We start from the raw sequence: 17,648 nt of genomic DNA on the forward strand, positions 1-17,648 counted from the left end.
AGCTTATTGTTGTTCCTTTTGATCTACCCGACTGGTACTACGCAGTTGCACGTAATCTTGCATGGCCTGCACGGCTTGAGCTTCTAGTCCTACTTCCTGTAGGGCCGTCGCACGCAAGAGGTAACACGCCAACAGCAACTGAGCCTGAGGTGACTGGGCCAGTACCTGGTCTAGCGTTTCCAGCGCTTGCGACGCTAACCCACACCGTATTTGCGACTGCGCCAACACAAGGCGACGCCTTACGCTTAACGGGCCATAGACTTGCTGGGCACGCAATAAGGCCAAGGCTTTATCCGGCTGCTGGTTGCTTAAATACGTTTGAATTAAGGTATCTAATAAGTGGACAGCATCAATAGATAGAGACATATCGGCGCACCCTAACCTTGCAACAAGGCGCCACGATACATGGCAATAAGCTGGCGCAAATCTAGCTCATCAGCCAGCACTCTGGCAGCACGGTTAAGTATCAGAGCCGAATCAGGCTGTTCTTGTGCGTGAATAATAAAACTTTGTTGTACGTGCGCCAAGGCCTCAAGCGCCTGTGCTGGAGAGTAAGTGATAGACAACTCGGGAGCCAGAGCTTGCTCAAGAAAAGCATCAAGACTAGGCCTAGTCGCTGGGCCAGTCTCTGGCGTAAACAAGGACGACTTAGATGGCTTGTTAGCTGGCGTATTCGCGTTAGAGTCCGACGTAGCCGAATAAGCCAGCTCCGTATAGGAGTCTGGGCGAAGGACAGAAACAGCTGACATAAACGCTCCAGAAAGGCAGTGGGCCGCAAGCTATATAAAAGACGCTACAGCATTATGAAGAAAAACAATGAGTAACCGCAGGGCCCGAACAGTTCCCTAAAAAACAAATAATAAAAAACGGAACCCTGAGCGAGAGCCGGTTACTTAATCCTCGTAAGCCCGAAAAGCGGACTTCACTCAACGTCTACACACAGGAGCTAATGTGTCTCAAGCCACTACCAACCAATCAGAAGCAACGATTCTAGCTGCCCAAGCCCTGATTCAAAAAATTCAGAGCGAGCACCAAAGCCTGCACGAATTTTATACCGCTGAAGGGTTTAATCCTGAAAAAACCGGTCAATTGCTTGAGCAGGCATTGAATGAGCAAGCAAAGGCACAAATACAAACCCAGCTTGACACAGATTTACGCGATGTAGAGCAAGAAGTTGCCGAAGAAAGCGCCCGGTTAGCGTTTGCCCAATCGCCCGCCCCCTTAACGAGCCACTTCAATATCAACCACATTGCTTAAATTTAACTGCAATTGCGTACACAGGAGCACACCATGAATACGATCCCTACAACCAGCCCTATCGCCAGTTCCGGCATGGACTTACGCAACATGGATATAGAAACAGCCTTACTGGCTGTTCAAACAGAGCGCGTGCAATTGCTTGACGAGCAGTTGATGCAACAAATGGAAGAAGTTCAGGCTCGCAACGAGCAAATCGCCAAGTTAGCCGAAGTGCAAACTGGAATCAATGAACTATTGCAACACTTCGGCTCCGATGCCAAGGCAGACAAAAAGCTTAAAGATGTCTACAAAGGTAATTTGAACACAGCCATCAAAGACATCAATGAAAAGCTAAAAGCAGCAGGCATTGACACAACTATCAGCGGCGACACCACTAAAGGTCAGTTGGAAACCATGTTACAGGAAACCAAAAACGCCGTGGATAAAGCCAACAATACCCAGCAAATGGATATGTTGCGTCTGCAATCCCTATCTAGTAAGCGCAACGAAGCCTTTGATGTAATGACCAACTTCGTGAAGAAAATGCAAGATAGCCGTAACTCTATCATTGCCAATATGCGTTAATTCAGGAGTTTTAACATGACACAAACAGCCTCTATTAATACCGATCAGCTACAACAGCAAATTCAGCACCTACAACACGTTCTACAACAAGGGGGGAACCTAGGACAACTGGTTAATATCAGTACAGACGAAAGTGACGCCCTTTATCAGCTTGGTCATGGTCTATACGAGCAAGGACGCTACAACGAAGCCTTTAAAGCCTTTTCTCTGTTGGCGATGACCGACCATCTGAACGAGCGCAATGTGCAAGCACTGGCTAACACCGCACAAATGTTGGAACGCTATGAAGACGCCTTGCAACATTACACCACCTTAGCCGTGCTACGCCTTGACGACCCCTCCCCGCTATTTCATAGCAGTGAGTGTTTAGTTGCCCTAGCTCGCATTGATGATGCCATTGACACCTTAGAGTTAGCCATAGAAATGGATCCAGAAGACCAACATGGTTATACCGCTAAGTCGCGTGCCATTTTAGCGTTGCTACGCCAACGCCACGCCGAGGCAAGCCAGCACGACTCAATACAATAAGCTTCACTGGAGAACTATCCCATGAATATCACCTCCTTAAACTCCGCCGCATCAGGTCTTACTACGACTCCTGAGCATGCAGCCCTGCAAGACGCGCAAACCGCCACCGCAGCCAAGGTCGGAGCCAGTGCCCAAAAAGCCGATGTCAGCCAAGCAGATATGCAAGCAGCCCTACGTCTGAGCCAGCAAAGCTCAAGCATACAGTTGCCCGCACCCTCTTTGCAGAATGCTGAGGAGACGAGCGAAACACAAACAGCTGTTGCTGACCTGAGCAAGACAATCTCTACCGATATTTTTGCGTTACTGGCTTTATTCAAAGATTTGGCCGAGCAATTGAGCAAAAGCTCAACGGAAACCCAGCGCGCTCAAACGACAAAACAAGTCAATCTAGAGCTGGATGCTGCGGCCAAAATGGATAAAGCGGCCATTACGCAGCTGGTCGCCAGCATTATCACCTCTGCTGTCAGTGCCATAGCGGGTGCCCTTACTGCTGCCCTAGATAGCAAGCATCACGGAAAGATTGAGATAGGCAAAACCATAGGCACGCTGCTTCCCAATCTTGTTGGCGGCTTGGTCGCGGCAAAGCAAATAAAAGCTCAGATGAGCGATAGCGCTACCGCTCAAGAGCAAGAGCAGTTACGGGCACAACTCAATCGTGTTACGGCAGAAGCTAAAAAAGCCTTGAAAGACGTCGGCGAAAAACTTGTGGATATTATGCAGTCACGCCAAAAAGCAAACAGTGGCCTAGCCAGCCAAGTTTAAGCCTCACCCATTTTGAAACGGAATCTCTACCATGACTAGTATTCAAAACTCTACCGCTGCGCTTGGTCAAACCATCAATAACAATGATGCACCCAGCACACAAGCTCAAAGCACTAAAGCCTCAGGCTCGATTGGGTTAAATGTACCCAGCCTGCTGAAAGAACTCGCCACTATTGCGCAATCCTTTTACAGCAGCGCCAGCAGCAACGACAAAGCCGATAACGCGCCCGAGCTCCCGCCCGCGACCCGCTCTTTTTCTGCGGACGAAATGGTGGCCCTGCTGCGCACTCTGCAAGAAAAAACGCAGCAAAGCCAGTTGCAAGGCGCTCAAGCTGAACTTGAAACCAAAGAAACAGAGCTGCAGAAAAACCATGAAGCTCAAATGGAAAAAATTAATGAGTGGGTGGAAAAAAGCACCGCTAAACCTAGCTTGCTACAACGTATTCTGGGCTGGGCAGGTAAAATCCTGGCTCTGGTCGCTGCCGTAGCGGCTGTTGCTGTCACCGCCGCTACGGCTGGTGCAGCCTCCCCCTTGATGCTACTGGCTGGTGCAGGCTTAATTGCCGCTGGTATCGGCATTGTGGATCAGGCATGCAAAGAAGCCGGTAAAGACGGTTTCAGCCTTGGGCAAATGGTCAGTAAGTTGGTCACCAGCGTGTTAGCCGCCTTAGGTGTGTCTGAAGAGACTGCTAGTAAAGTGGCCCGTGTCATTACGGGTGCGCTGGCTACTCTTACCATGAGCGCTTTGTTAGTCGAGCCTAGCTTATTAACAGACTTAATCGGTGGCATTTGCGATTTGGCGGGCGTAGATAAAGAAAAACTGGCGATTATCGAAACTGTTATCACTGCCGTGGCATCCCTAACGATAGGATTAGTGATGAGCATTGCATCCGCTAACGTATCTAAGGCTGCTCAAGGCATAATGAAGACTATCGGCGACCTTACTAAGGCTCTTGTCCCTGTAGCCGTTAACATCACTAACGACGTCTTAAAAAACGTAGGTGACTTTAAAGCTATGTCGGCGCAATCTGCCAAACAGGCGCTCTCAGCAATCGCCGTAGCCTTACAACAAGCCTTGGAAGAAAACCAAGAGGCGATACAAAAACTCATCAAGCAAATTGAAGAGACCGCTCAAATTTTGATGCGCATGCTGAATGACTCTAGCGACAGCATGGAACAAGTCTCTAGCAATTTGCGCACAGCCCCTACGGTTTAAATCAGGAGTCAGCCATGGAACAGCACAATTCAACGTCTAATCTGGACAGCATTCGCCAACAAGTCAGCGAAACTTTACGCCACAAGCTTGAAGCGCTTCCCTCAGCCCAAAGGCTAAGTGATGAGCAGTTGGAGGTGTTGTACGCCTTGGCTTATGCCCAGGTGGCGCAACAGCAGTACGAACAAGCATTGCCTTTGTTTTCACTACTGTGTTTGTATGGGCCTACTCGCCAGCATTATTTATGTGGTTTCGCGCTATGCTTACAGCAGCAAGAACTATACTTAGAGGCTGGCAATATATATGCTTTGGTTTGGGCCTTGTTTCCGGAACACTATGAGTCAGCCATAGGTTTGGTAGAGTGTCAGCTAGCCAGCGAACAACTAGATCAAGCCCTAGCTACTCTGGATAACTTAGTGCAAATTGCTCAGCAACAAAGCGCAGCGCCGGCTTGGCTACCCAAAGTGCTTGCCATGCGGCAACTTTTACAAGGCGACTGCGCATGACCGAACCCTCTCCCCGCCTAGGCGGGGTTCCTGCCCCCTTAAAAACAGCCGTCTCTGAGCAGACGGCTTTGGTGTTTCAAGAGCACGAGATACGCACCCTGACAGAAATCGGATTTCTAGCGGCCGGACAAGGGCATTTCACCCAAGCTGAACACATTTTTTTAGGCTTAAGCAAACTTAGGCCGCAAAAAGCTTTTCCTTTTATTGGCTTGGCCGTCACCTACTTAAATCAACGTTTGGCTCAGCACGCTGTCACACTGTTACAAGCTACCACCTTAACCGCCCCCCAAGAACACGAACAACTCCAGGTATGGTTAGGTTTTGCCCTGCAACAGGCCGGTTCACCGCACGCTGCACAGCTCATACTGCAGCAGTTTATAGCCTCCTCAACGCTGTCAGAAAACGAACCGCTACAACAATTAGCTAGGGGGCTGCTTGCGCCTTCTCGAGCCACCCCATCCCATGCTCTGCATGAGCCAAACAGTGCCTTACCACCCACACAGAGGCCTCTATGACACTTCCTATACCCTTAAACGTTGCTGTCGCGCCTGCTATTGAACCGCAAACGGTACCCGGCTTACCCGCTACCCCCAGCACTGCTCAAATTGAACGTTTTAATGCGGTGATGCAAGCCGATAGCGCAAGTTTCACACCTGGCTTGGCTGCCGTACCAACCAACCCTGAGACGCCTAAGTCCATTCTTAATTTAGGTGAGCAAATTTTAGGCAAGTTGCAACACACCTCAGGTGATTTGCAAACGCAATGGCAACATATTACGAATAACCTGAATACCGCTCATACTGCCGCCAAGCCCAACGTCAGCCATTTACTCCACACCCAGGCGCAACTGCTGCAAGTATCCGTGCATTACGAACTGATCAGTAAAGCCGTCTCCAAGGCCACGCAAAACGTAGACTCAATGGTAAAGATGCAATGATAAAACGCTGGTTTTTTACTCTTTTTTGTCTGGTAGTAATAGGGCTGGCTGGCTGCACACAGAACGTCAACCTGCTCAGCAATATGTCGGATGCCGAAAGTAATGAGGTGTTATCCGTTTTACTGACAGGCGGTGTCACGGCGACACGACAAGTCACCAAAGACGGAGTGAGCATCAATGTGAATCCGACACAGACTGCACGCGCCTTAGAAATACTACGTTCACAAGGCTTACCCAGAGAGCGCTTTGACGGTATGGGAGCCGTCTTTCGCAAAGAAGGCTTAGTCTCATCGCCCTTAGAAGAACGGGCTCGCTATCTGTATGCCTTGTCTCAAGAGCTCTCCAATACGCTCAGCCAAATGGATGGAGTACTGGTGGCACGCGTCCATGTCGTGCTACCCGAACGCGCGAGCCTAGGAGAAACCGCCCAGCCGTCTACCGCGGCCGTGTTTATTAAGCACCGTCGCGACTACACGCTTGATGCCTTACAACCTCAAATTCGCAAGTTGGTCACCCACAGCATCCCCGGCCTTCAAGAAAGCCAAGTCAGCGTGGTGCTGATTCCTGCTCAGCCTGCTAACGGCATGAGCAATGGAGCTAATCCTGGTAGCACCACCGATACGGCCACCTGGTTTAGTGCGCAGGACACAGGCCTTATTACGGCGGTCATCATTTTGTTGCTGATAAGCTTGGCTAGTAGTGGTGTACTGGGCCATAAACTGTGGCTGGAGCGCCGCAACAAAGCCGCCAGCAAGGCCCCTAGCAGCGAACGGCCATGAAGCACTCTACCCCTAACGTGCTATGGCTGGGACAATACAGCACGTTTACCTTACTGCCTAGCTTAGACCTACATCCCAGCCACTTACCACGGCTAGACCCTCAGGGCCACTGGCAGCATCTGTTAGCGCTTAGCCCAGAACCGGCTATCGTGCATCGCCACTGGTCGCACGATATTTTGCACCAATTGCAACTAGAGCCTAGCATTAGCCCTTGTTTACCTAACCCTCCGTTGCAGTTAGCCTTACTAGACAGGCACACTTTAGAGCAACTATGTGCTTGGCTAGGTTTGCAACTATGTCAACAGCGCATAAAACAATTCATTCAAGCCCAAGATATACAACGCTTGCTCAATGGTGCCCATGCTCAGTATGTCCAACAGGCTCGACTAGAGCACAGCGATTTAGCGTATTTGCCGGCGCAAACGTGGGACGCTGAAAAAGTGGAAGATTTTTACCAGCCTCTGGGCCGTGCTGCCTTATTGCATGCCTGCCACGATGGCGGCGCGGGCTTGATAGAACGTTTACGTTTAAAACTGCCCCACACAGAGCCTTGGGCAGGTTTGCCAGACCCTACGCTGATTCGTGCCACATGCTTGGCCCACATCGAGAGTTAAGCCTGATGAGTTTTCTTTATCCTCGCAATGCGCTGCAACCCGAAACACTCAGCAGGCGCTGCCCTAGTGAAAGCAAAATAATACGCCGAGAAGATTATGCCGCTTGGTGTGATGCCCAAGAGCTACTTACCTTAAGCCAACAAGAGGCCGACGAGATCCGCGCCCAAGCCGTGCAAGTCTATGAACAAGAAAAACAGCGCGGCTATGAGGATGGCAGCCTAGAGGCACGCCTACAGCAGTCAGAAAAAATTATTGAAACGGTAGGCCGTACGGTGGATTACCTTGCCAACTTTGAGCAAGAAATTGTAACGCTGGTGATGTCTTCCGTAGAAAAAATCATCAACGATTTCGATGATGAAGAAAAGGTAATGGCAGTGACTCGTAACGCACTGACTGCCGTGCGCAATCAAAAGCAATTGGTGTTAAGGCTACACCCGACGCAAACCAAGCTGGTAAGCCAAAGAATGGACGAGCTCTTGGCGGCCTTCCCCATTGTCGGTTATATCGATGTCACTCCCGACTCACGCGTAGCACCGAATGCCTGCATTATTGAAAGCGAAATTGGCATGATAGAGGCAGATTTACATGCTCAACTGGGCGCTTTGCGTAGTGCATTCGAGCGCATCTTAGGGAGCCGCGTGTAATCATGGGGAAAAATCAGTTCAGCTACATCACCGATATGATGGAGCTTGCACTTAACGATACGCCCACTCTACGCATTAAAGGCCGAGTGACTCAGGTGGTGGGCACCATTATCAAAGCCGTCGTCCCTGCGGTAAAAATAGGCGAGGTATGCATACTGCGTAACCCGGGCGAAGACTTTGAAATGCGCGCCGAAGTAGTAGGCTTTGCTCGCGATGCCGCTTTGCTAACCCCTTTAGGCGATATGTACGGCATCTCCTCCGCCACCGAAGTCATCCCCACAGGCAGTGCTCACCGCGTGCCCGTAGGCATGGGCTTATTAGGGCGCGTTTTGGATGGCTTAGGGCGGCCCATTGATACGGATACCCACGGCCCCTTAGAAGCCAGCAAGTTTTACCCTGTGTTTGCCGAGGCGCCCGATCCGTTAAAACGACGCATTATTGATCAGCCCCTAGAGCTACGCGTGCGAGCCTTAGATGGCTTATTGACTTGCGGTGAAGGGCAAAGGATGGGGATTTTTGCCGCTGCAGGTGGTGGTAAGTCCACCCTGATGGGCATGCTGGTTAAAGGCGCTGCGGTAGACGTTACGGTCGTGGCCCTGATTGGCGAGCGCGGCCGTGAGGTACGTGAATTTCTAGAGCGTGAGCTAGGGCCTGAGGGCAGGCGTAAAAGTGTCATTGTGTGCGCCACCAGCGACCGCTCCTCGATGGAGCGCGCTAAAGCTGCTTACGTCGCCACGGCCATCGCCGAGTACTTCAGAGACCAAGGCATGAAAGTGCTGTTCTTGATGGACTCGGTTACCCGCTTTGCACGAGCGCAGCGTGAAATTGGCTTGGCCGCTGGCGAACCTCCTACGCGTCGGGGTTACCCGCCGTCAGTCTTTGCTACTTTACCCAAACTGATGGAACGTGTGGGCATGAACGAGCATGGCTCGATTACCGCACTTTACACGGTATTGGTCGAGGGCGATGACATGACCGAGCCCATCGCTGATGAAACACGCTCCATTTTGGATGGCCACATTGTGCTATCGCGCAAACTGGCTGCCGCTAACCATTACCCCGCTATTGATATTTTGGCCTCTACCAGCCGGGTCATGAGTGCGATTGCCTCGCCCGAACACAAATTGGCGGCTGGGCGAGTGCGCGAGCTGATGGCTAAATACGATGAGGTAGAGCTGCTATTGCGTATCGGTGAGTACAAGCACGGTGGTGACGCCTTAATTGACGAGGCAATTAGCAAAATCGATGCCATCCGGCAATTCCTACGCCAAGAGACCACTGACTTTACCCCGTTTTCTGACACGCTTGATGCCCTAATTTCGTTGAGTAAAACGCCATGACTATTTTTCACGAATTACTCGCTATTAAGCGCTACCGTGAGCAACGTGCGGCGCAGCAATTGCAGCAATACATGCATCGGTTAGAACAGGCCCAAATGCATACCCAGCAATGCATACAGGCGCTGGTGGACTTTAGCGCCTATGCTCAGGAAAAGGAGCGTCAACTGTATGCTCAACTTTATCAGAACGTAGTTAAGGCCCCTGATCTAGACTACACGCTTGCCTGCGTTGCCCACCTACGAATACAGCAAGATGAACTGCGTCAGCAACAAGAACAAGCCGAGCAGGCACAGCAACAGGCACAAGACAGCTATAACCGTCAGCGTGCCCTCCACCAAGAAAGCCAACGTCACTGCGAAAAGTTTGTCGAGCTTGCACAAGCGCGTTTTAATGCAGCACTGCACGAATCCGATCGCCAAGAAGAGTTAGAGCTGGAAGAAGTCGCTACCCTACGGCGCGACTCCGACGAATGGACTAATCACGATGAGGTAGAGCTGGCATGATCTCCCCTACTCCCCCCCCCAACATTGCCCATCAACGTGCCGACTACACGCTCAAGCCTAAAGATGGCACCGCTGCCTTACCTCTGGCCCTAAAAGCAGAGCAGGACGCTTTTCAGCAGGCGATGCAGCCCCCTGCACAAAAAGAGCAAACGTCCACTCCAGAACAAAAAAAACACCACGCTGAGCCAGATGAACGTCAACCCCAGAGTGCGGCGCAACCAATAACGATGCTCAGCCTGCCCGCGCGAGTAGAGTACGCTCCTGCGGCCTCATTAAGCCCTGCCGTTCAAGAGCAGCTATTGCAACAGGTGGAACGTCTGTATCTGGCTCCCGCTGCACCGCAAGCTGAGCTGAATCTGCTAGTACGACAAGAGCTCTTACCAGGCGTGTCAATACGCCTGCAAGAGATCGAGGGGCGTGTGTTGGTATGCTTTAGCTGTGCCGTAGAGCCTGTGCGCAGACAACTCGACCGGCAGGTTGAGCGCTTGGCACAAACACTGGCGAACCGCCTGCACCGGGATGTGCTTGTGCAAGTGCAAACCGACGACCCTGGCGATCTGCGTCTGCATGAGTCCCTCGCACAACCCGTCAAGGTGTAACCGCATGCCTCACTACGACGCGATTGCTCCCTACCTAAAACAGTTGCCCTCGGACAGTGTAGAGGCGTGGAACACGCTACTGGCTCGCAGCCACGCCTTCACGGTGCACTGGGGCGAACAACCTTGGCACTGCGAATGCCGGCCCTGCGACGCCGAGCCGGCTCTGACTGGCGCCGTTATTTACATCGATCTGCTCTGGAATGAGCTGCCCTTAGTGCTACAACTGCCGCAAAGCGTTGTACGCCTTTGCTTAGAACAACTTGTTCCGCAGGCTCAGTTCCAGACGGTGCCTGCAGCCCTGATCAATGCCGCGCTAGAAATTATGCTGGCGCAGCTAATGACACCACCCAGCAGCGATACTCACAATCTGCCTCTACGCGTACAACAACATCGTCTAGAGCAAGGTTGGCAACTAAGCCGCACGGCGTATAACTGGCAACTACAAATTGAACCCAAGCCCGGAGGCGCCGTACTGTATGGCTTAGTACAGTTCTCCGACCTTGCTTTGCGCAATATGGCCAACACGTGGCCCGACATGTTTACCCCTACTCCAAAAATTAGGCCCTTGCCTTGCATCAGCGTACCTATACGCGCGCGCTTGGGTCGAACCAACATCTCGTTCCAACAATTGCACTCCCTGCAGGTGGGCGATGTCATTGTTTTGGACGAGTATCTGGTCTCTACGGAGGGGGAGCTTTGGTTAGATACAGCAAGCCCACTTAGCCTGCGCGTTCGAGTCGAAAACTCGCGCTATTTAATTACCCAAGGATGGACCTCACTCATGAGCACCTCGTCAACCTCGCCTACTGATCACTTTACTCCTGAGTCAACACCAGATGATGCGGATCTTGAGCGGAAAGCCACTGATCACAGCGGTTCCGAGCCGCCCGTTGCGGCACTAGGTGAGTTACCCGTGCAGCTTAGTTTTGACTTGGGTGAGCGCCGCTTTACCTTAAGTGAATTACAAAACCTACAAGTGGGCCAAGTCTTTGATTTAGAGCGTCCTCTGAGTGACGGCGTGGTGCACATACGCGCTAACCAGTTACTGGTCGCTTATGGCGCGCTCATCAATATAGACGGGCGAGTAGGTGTACAAATATCGCGCCTGACCACCGAGCCATGAATCCTAATTTTGACCCTATCAGTTTAGCCGGTGCATTAGCACTGCTAGCGCTGTTACCTATCGCGGCGATTTTAACCACGTCATTTATTAAAATCGCCGTGGTGCTTATGCTGGTTAGAAATGCCTTGGGGGTGCAACAAGCGCCCCCCAACATGGCCTTATATGCGTTGGCTTTAATTCTATCTGCGTACGTGATGGGGCCAGTCTTCACCGATATTGCTCAGCAACTGCAACTGGCGGCTCAATCGTCGGCACAAACAGGCCAAGGGATGGCTTTACAATCATTACTTGACGGTTTAGCGCAAGGAATAGAACCGCTTAAAGCTTTTATGCTGCGCCATAGCGATATGCAGCACCGCGATTTTTTCATGCGTAGCGCACATTTACTCTGGGGCCCCGAGGCAGCTGCACAGCTAAAACCCGATAATTTATTGGTACTAGTACCCGCTTTCTTGGTCACTGAGCTGACCTCAGCCTTCAAAATAGGTTTTTTACTTTACCTGCCGTTTGTCATTATTGACCTTATTGTGTCCAATATTTTACTCGCTCTGGGCATGATGATGGTCTCGCCGGTAACGATTTCGCTGCCGTTCAAACTTTTTCTCTTTGTTATGGTCGATGGCTGGAGCCGTCTTATACAAGGACTGGTGCTGTCTTATGCCTAATCATTGCCAACGGCGCTACTAATATGCAAGCTGCCGACATTTCCTCCTATTTGTCTCAGGCCCTTTATTTAGTGCTTTGGCTATCACTGCCGCCGATCGCTGTCGCAGCCATCGTGGGTACGCTATTTTCACTGTTTCAGGCCTTAACCCAAATTCAGGAGCAAACGCTCTCGTTTGCCATCAAGATGATCGCTGTGTTCATCACTATCTTGCTGACAGCACGCTGGCTAGGAGGAGAGCTGTACAACTACGCGCTGTCCATTTTCGACCTCCTCCACACTATCTGAGCGTACAGATATGATTAACGGCGCACAGTTTGCGGATATTCATGCTTTTCTCCAGACGCTGGCCCTAAGCCAGCCCCGGATAATAGCCGCATGCGCCTTATTGCCTATCTTCAGCCGGCAATTGCTACCAGGACTTTTACGCTACGCCATTTGTGCAGCGTTAGGGCTCGTTCTCGTCCCTTTTCTGACACAACAACAGGCCTTGCTTGAGGTGCAAGGGCTAGGCTTAGTGGTGCTTCTCGTGAAGGAAGTATTTATTGGCTTTGCGCTTGGGTTTCTTTTCGTGTTTCCCTTTTGGATTTTTGAATTCATGGGCAATATTATCGATACCCAGCGCGGTGCCAGCATTAGTGCCAGTTTCAACCCCGCTACGGGCAATGAAGCATCGCCTTTAGCCGTATTGCTGAATCAAGCCTTTATGGTTTTTTTCATGCTCAGCGGCGGGCTAACGCTGATGCTTTCGATACTGTATGACAGCTATCTGATCTGGGGCATCCATGAGTTCTATCCACGCTTACACCCCCAACAACTGCCTTTACTGCTACAACAGTTCAATCGCATGATGCAGCTCACCGTGCTATTTGCAGCACCCGCCATGATTGCCATGCTGTTAGCCGAACTCGGACTAGGGCTAGTGAACCGCTTTGCCCCCCAACTGCAGGTGTTTTTCTTGGCCATGCCCATAAAAAGTGCCTTGGCAGTGTTGATCATGATTATCTACGCGCCCGCTTTATTCGAATATGGTGCCCAGTTATTCACCGCCTATGAGGACATACTGCCTCTTTACGACTCCGGGTGGAGGGCGCCATGAGTGGACAAAAAACAGAACAGCCCACCCACAAGAAGCTACGTGATGCGCGCAAACAGGGCAATATTTCTCATAGTAAAGACTTTACCCAAACATTATTAGTGATCGCTTTACTGGGCTATTTATGGCTCAACAGTAGCAACATCACAGATGGCTTCAGTCGCTTGATACTAGCCCCTACACGCGCTTTGCATATGGAGTTCGAGCATGCTTGGCCGTTAGTACTGCAAGAAGTGCTACGCGAGGCGGTGTGGCTAGCTTTACCCTTTTTATTAATTACCTTGATTATCGGCTTTTTTGCTGAGTTTCTGCAGGTTGGCATTGTATTAGCCTTTGAAAAGCTCAAACCCTCAGGCAAAAAACTTAATGTTGTGGAGAACTTAAAGAATATTTTCTCCAAGAAAAGCTTAATGGAATTCCTGAAGTCGGTATTAAAAATCACCCTGCTTTTTGTACTGGTTTTTTTAGTCATACGTGATGCCCTACCGCAATTGGCACGCATCCCGCACAGTGGTATCGCAGGCCTTGAGGTAGCGCTAGGCAGCCTTTTAAAAGTACTGCTGATTAATGTGGCATTGGGTTATACCGTAATTGCTGTCGCCGACCTTGCTTGGCAACGCTTTCAGTATCGGCGTGGCCTGATGATGAGCAAACAAGAGGTCAAGCAAGAATATAAAGAAATGGAAGGTGACCCCTACATTAAAAGTAAGCGCAAACAATTACACCAAGAAATGAGCATGCAATCGAATGCTGCACAAACCAGTAAAGCCTCTGTGCTGCTAACAAACCCTACCCACTATGCGGTGGCTTTGTACTACCAGGAAGAGGAAACTCCCTTGCCCCTTATTTTAGCGATGGGGCAAGGCCACGTAGCACAGCAAATGATCAAAATAGCAAGCGCTCATCAGATACCTATTATGCGCGATGTGCCATTAACTCGCGCCCTGATTGCCCAGGGTGAACTTGAACAATACATTCCTGAACCCCTTATTGAAGCAGTTGCTGAAGTGTTAAAGCTACTGCGTGAACTAGAACCGACCTACAGCTATGAGCCACCCACACGCTAAACGTCCTGTACGTAGCCAGGCCTCTTTGGCCGCACGTATGAAAACTCTCACTACGCCCCTCACCTTATCCTTAACTAAACTAAGTATAGGACTCGGGCTTTCCTTAGCCTTGGGCTCGACGGCCCACGCCCAACAGACGCCTTGGCCGAATGCCAACTATACCTATTACGCACAAGATGAAACGCTGAATACAGTGCTGGGCGAATTCGCCGCCGGCTTTAGCCTTGCGCTACGTATTAGTCCCAAGCTCAATGCCTTGGTTAACGGTAGCTTTAATACTGCCACCCCTACCGAATTTTTAAATCGTTTAGGCGGTGTATATGGCTTTAACTGGTATGTACACGCAGGCACGCTTTACATCAGCCCAGCCAATGAGCAAAGTACAGAAAGCATCGAGTTACCTGATGGCTCCATCGCTGACTTGCGGCAAGCCCTTACACAAATGGGCGTTTTAGACCCACGCTTTGGCTGGGGAGAGCTGCCAGAACAAGGGCTGGCCTTGGTATCCGGGCCCCCTTCGTATGTTGCTCTGGTCAAGCGCACAGTAGCCGCCTTGCCCAAAGGTGAGAGCGGACAAGAGGTAGCGGTATTCAAGTTACGGCACGCTTCGGTAAACGATCGCAGCGTCAGTTACCGCGACACACAAATTACCACTCCCGGTGTCGCCAGCATATTGCGGGGCCTTATGTCAGGTACGAACTCTGGTGAGCAGGCGCTAACCACCGTTGCTCCACCCTCGAAAGATCAGGCCGAAGACACCGCGGACACTCAAAAAGTAGCGGCGGCTCCAACCGCCGCCCGCTCACTGAATCGTCGCCAACGCGAACCATCGATACAATCCGATGCACGCTTAAATGCAATTATCGTGCAAGATATTCCTAGCCGCATCCCTTTATATCGCCAGCTTATTGCCCAGCTTGATGTACCCAGTACATTGATTGAGATCGAAGCGATGATCGTTGATGTGAATGCTGAGGTGGTCGGCGAACTTGGGGTAACCTGGGGTGCGCGCTCGGGCAATACCAGTTTCGGTTATGGCAATATGGGGCTATCACCCTCTTCCGGCTTGCCGCTCAGCGCAGGAGCAGGAGCCACGCCAGGGCTGATTGGTTTGAGTGTGGGTAATAACTTGGTCGCCCGTTTACGTGCGTTAGAAGGTAGAGGAGATGCCCAAATTCTGTCACAGCCCTCTATCCTAACCACCGACAATCTTGGTGCCATGATAGATCTATCCGAAACGTTTTATATTCAAACTCGGGGTGAACGCGTGGCTGAGGTCACCCCTGTCATCGTCGGCACGTCGTTGCGCGTGACTCCCCGCTATATACGGGGTACCAATGAGTCCCAAGTAGAGTTAGCCATTGATATCGAAGATGGTCAGATTCAAGAAGAGCGTAAAATTGACAATCTACCGACCGTGCGTAAAAGCAATGTTAGTACGCTCGCCATCGTTTCCGATACGCAAACACTGCTCATTGGGGGCTACAACACCAGCCAAGAGTCAGAGCGCGTGGATAAGGTCCCTTTGTTGGGTGACATTCCTGGCTTAGGTATATTGTTTTCCAGTCGCTCAAAAAGCTGGCAGCGACGTGAGCGTTTGTTCTTAATACGTCCACGCATCGTTTCTATTGATGGGGCTCGCATTACCCGCCCTGATATGGATACCATCGAAGCGCAACAACGCTTTAGCCAAGACGAAGCAGACCGAGAAATTCAGCGTCGTAGGTTGCAACAGTTGCACATTGCCCCGTCGGTAAAACTGACTGCCTATGACAAAAAGCCCAAGTGGGCGTCAGACTGAATACAGCTAGCCGGCAGGTTGATCTATCAACAGATCAACCTAGTCGTCTAATACCCCACGAGCTTGCAATTTTTGTTTCAACGCAGCTCGCGCACGCGACAAACGACTACGAATGGTACCCACCGGGACACTGAGCAACGCAGCGGCTTCTTCATAGCTAACGTCCTCAATGCCTACTAAAAGTAAGAGTTCGCGCATATGTTCGGGCAACTCTTGCAGCTCTGCGTGTAACGCCGCCAGCATTTGGCCTTGCTCAAGCTGATCATCAGGCGAGAGCATTTCTGACTCGCTACTTTCCAACGGCCCATCGTCTAGGAACTCGTAGCGCCGCTCGGGCGCACGCGATAAGTAATTACGCACTAAGTTCAAGGCAATACCGTACAACCACGTGGAAAGCTGCGATTCACCACGAAAATTACGATAAGAACTGACTGCTTCAACGAAGGCCTGCTGAGTGAGTTCCTCGGCCTCCGTACCGTGGCCAATGTGCTTGACTATAAAACGATATAGACGCGTTGAGTGTTCTTGCACCAGGTCTCGGAACAATAAGTCTTCTTCTGTTTGAGCCAATGAGTTAGGCTGTTTTTGAGTTTTGTTCAGCATATCCAGGAATGCGAGCAACTACGATCTATGTACAGTTTATCAATCAAATAACAGAGAAATTATTCCGCATCAATGTTACTGCAAGAATAAAAATGTCAAGTACAGACATGAATAAACATAGAGTACTACAAGACACTACTTGAATGACAGTCAAAATAAAACCTTCATCAAGATTTATCTGGCCTTTTTGCACTACAAGGCATAGTGACACGTAATACTTCCAGGGCGGCGAAGCCCTTATTTCTATAACTTAACGCTTCTTAAAAGCACACTATAGAAAAAAAAACCTACTTCGACGACAATATCTTTTAGGAGGCGTTTAATTTTTTATGAAACTTAAACGTAGGCTCTGTTACTCAGTCTATGAATGCATAACTTAGTTCGATGACAAAAACTCGTTACATGCCACCCTCTTTTGACGTCTTGACCGGATAACCCGCCCTTATGAGCATCTCATCTTCCACGCATTTAACGACGGCCGGCCCGTCATTACAAGCTTTCGAAGAAGCTGCCGCACAGCAATCGGACATCTATTTAGATGGCAACCGTCTGGTCGTGCTCGATCAAGGCCAGCTTCCTTCCGGACGCCGTGTTGAGTGGGTGCAAACAAACAATGACGCTAGTCAGGCCTTTTTGGATGCCCTTCAACGCAATTACGGTGCAGGATTAAGTCAAGCCGTTGCCAGTGAGTTAAATCTGTCGCCGGCGCCAGGCCAAGCCTTAAGCTCACGCACGGTGCAGGCTGCGCTGCACATGCTGGATGTCGCTCAGCAGGCGCTAAGCGGGGTGGACTTTTTCACTCAACTACAGCTTTCCGCTACCGCACACACTGAAAACTTTAATCAGGCCTGTCGCGCCGTAGACATAGCACCCGAACAGCTTGACGATCAGCAACGCCAACAGATCGACCTTGCCATGGATAAACATTTCCAAACGGCAAGCATCAATGGGCACAGCCCAGTTAGCCCCCAGCAAGCCGCTACGTGGTTACAGGCCATTTTGCAGCACATCAATCGCTAAGCACCCTAAAGTAAAGACGACGCCT

At 50.7% G+C, this 17,648-nt stretch carries 24 protein-coding genes; 21 read left to right on the plus strand and 3 right to left on the minus strand.

All coding sequences use genetic code 11. From position 1 onward, the window contains the following. Positions 1-3 precede the first annotated feature (3 nt). On the minus strand, positions 4-366 hold the full coding sequence (locus tag OSH01_RS03180) for a hypothetical protein (RefSeq protein WP_266122592.1): 363 nt from the start codon (positions 364-366) through the stop codon (positions 4-6). Between the two features lie 11 nt (positions 367-377). Further along, the gene (sctX, locus tag OSH01_RS03185) at positions 378-749 is read right to left on the minus strand and encodes a type III secretion apparatus assembly protein SctX (RefSeq protein WP_266122593.1); all 372 of its coding nucleotides are present in this window, start codon (positions 747-749) and stop codon (positions 378-380) included. Positions 750-951: 202 nt separating this feature from the next. On the opposite strand from sctX, the gene OSH01_RS03190 reads away from it, so the two are divergent. Genes OSH01_RS03190 through sctC form a run of 20 tightly spaced genes read left to right on the plus strand, consistent with a single transcriptional unit; the run spans position 952 to position 16,000 of the window. Next, on the plus strand, positions 952-1,257 hold the full coding sequence (locus tag OSH01_RS03190) for a hypothetical protein (protein WP_266122594.1): 306 nt from the start codon (positions 952-954) through the stop codon (positions 1,255-1,257). 33 nt (positions 1,258-1,290) lie between these two features. Beyond that, positions 1,291-1,824 carry a hypothetical protein gene (locus tag OSH01_RS03195; protein WP_266122595.1) on the plus strand — a complete coding sequence of 178 codons (534 nt, stop codon included), beginning with the start codon at positions 1,291-1,293 and terminating at the stop codon, positions 1,822-1,824. Positions 1,825-1,839: 15 nt separating this feature from the next. Continuing rightward, positions 1,840-2,352: a SycD/LcrH family type III secretion system chaperone gene (locus OSH01_RS03200; RefSeq protein WP_266122596.1), complete on the plus strand. Its 513-nt coding sequence runs from the start codon at positions 1,840-1,842 to the stop codon at positions 2,350-2,352. Between the two features lie 21 nt (positions 2,353-2,373). Further along, positions 2,374-3,114 carry a hypothetical protein gene (locus tag OSH01_RS03205; RefSeq protein ID WP_266122597.1) on the plus strand — a complete coding sequence of 247 codons (741 nt, stop codon included), beginning with the start codon at positions 2,374-2,376 and terminating at the stop codon, positions 3,112-3,114. Between the two features lie 31 nt (positions 3,115-3,145). Further along, positions 3,146-4,330, plus strand: coding sequence for a type III secretion system translocon subunit SctE (gene sctE, locus OSH01_RS03210; RefSeq protein WP_266122598.1), 1,185 nt, complete (start codon positions 3,146-3,148; stop codon positions 4,328-4,330). Positions 4,331-4,344: 14 nt separating this feature from the next. Further along, the gene (locus OSH01_RS03215; protein WP_266122599.1) at positions 4,345-4,833 is read left to right on the plus strand and encodes a tetratricopeptide repeat protein; all 489 of its coding nucleotides are present in this window, start codon (positions 4,345-4,347) and stop codon (positions 4,831-4,833) included. Next, positions 4,830-5,348 (plus strand): tetratricopeptide repeat protein, encoded by a 519-nt coding sequence (locus tag OSH01_RS03220; protein ID WP_266122600.1) that lies wholly within the window; start codon positions 4,830-4,832, stop codon positions 5,346-5,348. Before OSH01_RS03215 ends, OSH01_RS03220 begins: the two co-directional genes overlap by 4 nt. Beyond that, entirely contained in the window at positions 5,345-5,770 is a 426-nt protein-coding gene (gene sctI / locus OSH01_RS03225; RefSeq protein WP_266122601.1) for a type III secretion system inner rod subunit SctI, read from the plus strand. Before OSH01_RS03220 ends, sctI begins: the two co-directional genes overlap by 4 nt. Next, complete coding sequence (gene sctJ, locus OSH01_RS03230; RefSeq protein ID WP_266122602.1) at positions 5,767-6,549, plus strand: type III secretion system inner membrane ring lipoprotein SctJ; 783 nt, start codon at positions 5,767-5,769, stop codon at positions 6,547-6,549. Before sctI ends, sctJ begins: the two co-directional genes overlap by 4 nt. Then, positions 6,546-7,163 carry a SctK family type III secretion system sorting platform protein gene (locus tag OSH01_RS03235; protein ID WP_266122603.1) on the plus strand — a complete coding sequence of 206 codons (618 nt, stop codon included), beginning with the start codon at positions 6,546-6,548 and terminating at the stop codon, positions 7,161-7,163. The genes sctJ and OSH01_RS03235 overlap by 4 nt, the downstream gene beginning before the upstream one ends. Positions 7,164-7,168: 5 nt before the next feature. After that, positions 7,169-7,807, plus strand: a complete 639-nt coding sequence (locus OSH01_RS03240) for an HrpE/YscL family type III secretion apparatus protein (protein WP_266122604.1) — start codon at positions 7,169-7,171, stop codon at positions 7,805-7,807. A 2-nt stretch (positions 7,808-7,809) separates the two neighbouring features. Beyond that, the gene (gene sctN / locus OSH01_RS03245) at positions 7,810-9,147 is read left to right on the plus strand and encodes a type III secretion system ATPase SctN (protein ID WP_266122605.1); all 1,338 of its coding nucleotides are present in this window, start codon (positions 7,810-7,812) and stop codon (positions 9,145-9,147) included. Further along, positions 9,144-9,650, plus strand: a complete 507-nt coding sequence (gene sctO / locus OSH01_RS03250) for a type III secretion system stalk subunit SctO (protein ID WP_266122606.1) — start codon at positions 9,144-9,146, stop codon at positions 9,648-9,650. Before sctN ends, sctO begins: the two co-directional genes overlap by 4 nt. Continuing rightward, on the plus strand, positions 9,647-10,249 hold the full coding sequence (locus tag OSH01_RS03255) for a hypothetical protein (RefSeq protein WP_266122607.1): 603 nt from the start codon (positions 9,647-9,649) through the stop codon (positions 10,247-10,249). The genes sctO and OSH01_RS03255 overlap by 4 nt, the downstream gene beginning before the upstream one ends. 4 nt (positions 10,250-10,253) lie before the next feature. Then, the gene (sctQ, locus tag OSH01_RS03260) at positions 10,254-11,372 is read left to right on the plus strand and encodes a type III secretion system cytoplasmic ring protein SctQ (RefSeq protein ID WP_266122608.1); all 1,119 of its coding nucleotides are present in this window, start codon (positions 10,254-10,256) and stop codon (positions 11,370-11,372) included. Further along, entirely contained in the window at positions 11,369-12,037 is a 669-nt protein-coding gene (gene sctR / locus OSH01_RS03265; protein WP_266122609.1) for a type III secretion system export apparatus subunit SctR, read from the plus strand. The genes sctQ and sctR overlap by 4 nt, the downstream gene beginning before the upstream one ends. A gap of 23 nt (positions 12,038-12,060) precedes the next feature. Then, entirely contained in the window at positions 12,061-12,324 is a 264-nt protein-coding gene (gene sctS / locus OSH01_RS03270; protein ID WP_266122610.1) for a type III secretion system export apparatus subunit SctS, read from the plus strand. A 10-nt stretch (positions 12,325-12,334) separates the two neighbouring features. Further along, on the plus strand, positions 12,335-13,135 hold the full coding sequence (gene sctT, locus OSH01_RS03275) for a type III secretion system export apparatus subunit SctT (protein ID WP_266122611.1): 801 nt from the start codon (positions 12,335-12,337) through the stop codon (positions 13,133-13,135). Further along, positions 13,132-14,199 carry a type III secretion system export apparatus subunit SctU gene (sctU, locus tag OSH01_RS03280; RefSeq protein WP_266122612.1) on the plus strand — a complete coding sequence of 356 codons (1,068 nt, stop codon included), beginning with the start codon at positions 13,132-13,134 and terminating at the stop codon, positions 14,197-14,199. The genes sctT and sctU overlap by 4 nt, the downstream gene beginning before the upstream one ends. Continuing rightward, entirely contained in the window at positions 14,180-16,000 is a 1,821-nt protein-coding gene (gene sctC / locus OSH01_RS03285; RefSeq protein ID WP_290459106.1) for a type III secretion system outer membrane ring subunit SctC, read from the plus strand. The genes sctU and sctC overlap by 20 nt, the downstream gene beginning before the upstream one ends. A gap of 39 nt (positions 16,001-16,039) precedes the next feature. On the opposite strand, the gene OSH01_RS03290 is transcribed toward sctC, so the two are convergent. Beyond that, complete coding sequence (locus tag OSH01_RS03290) at positions 16,040-16,603, minus strand: RNA polymerase sigma factor (protein ID WP_266122613.1); 564 nt, start codon at positions 16,601-16,603, stop codon at positions 16,040-16,042. Between the two features lie 444 nt (positions 16,604-17,047). Here OSH01_RS03290 and OSH01_RS03295 point away from each other — a divergent pair, with 444 nt between their 5' ends. After that, positions 17,048-17,623: a BspR family type III secretion system anti-sigma factor gene (locus OSH01_RS03295; RefSeq protein WP_266122614.1), complete on the plus strand. Its 576-nt coding sequence runs from the start codon at positions 17,048-17,050 to the stop codon at positions 17,621-17,623. The last annotated feature ends 25 nt before the right edge of the window (positions 17,624-17,648 follow it).

Source organism: Alcaligenes endophyticus (genome assembly GCF_026344035.1).
Classification (GTDB): domain Bacteria; phylum Pseudomonadota; class Gammaproteobacteria; order Burkholderiales; family Burkholderiaceae_B; genus Alcaligenes; species Alcaligenes endophyticus.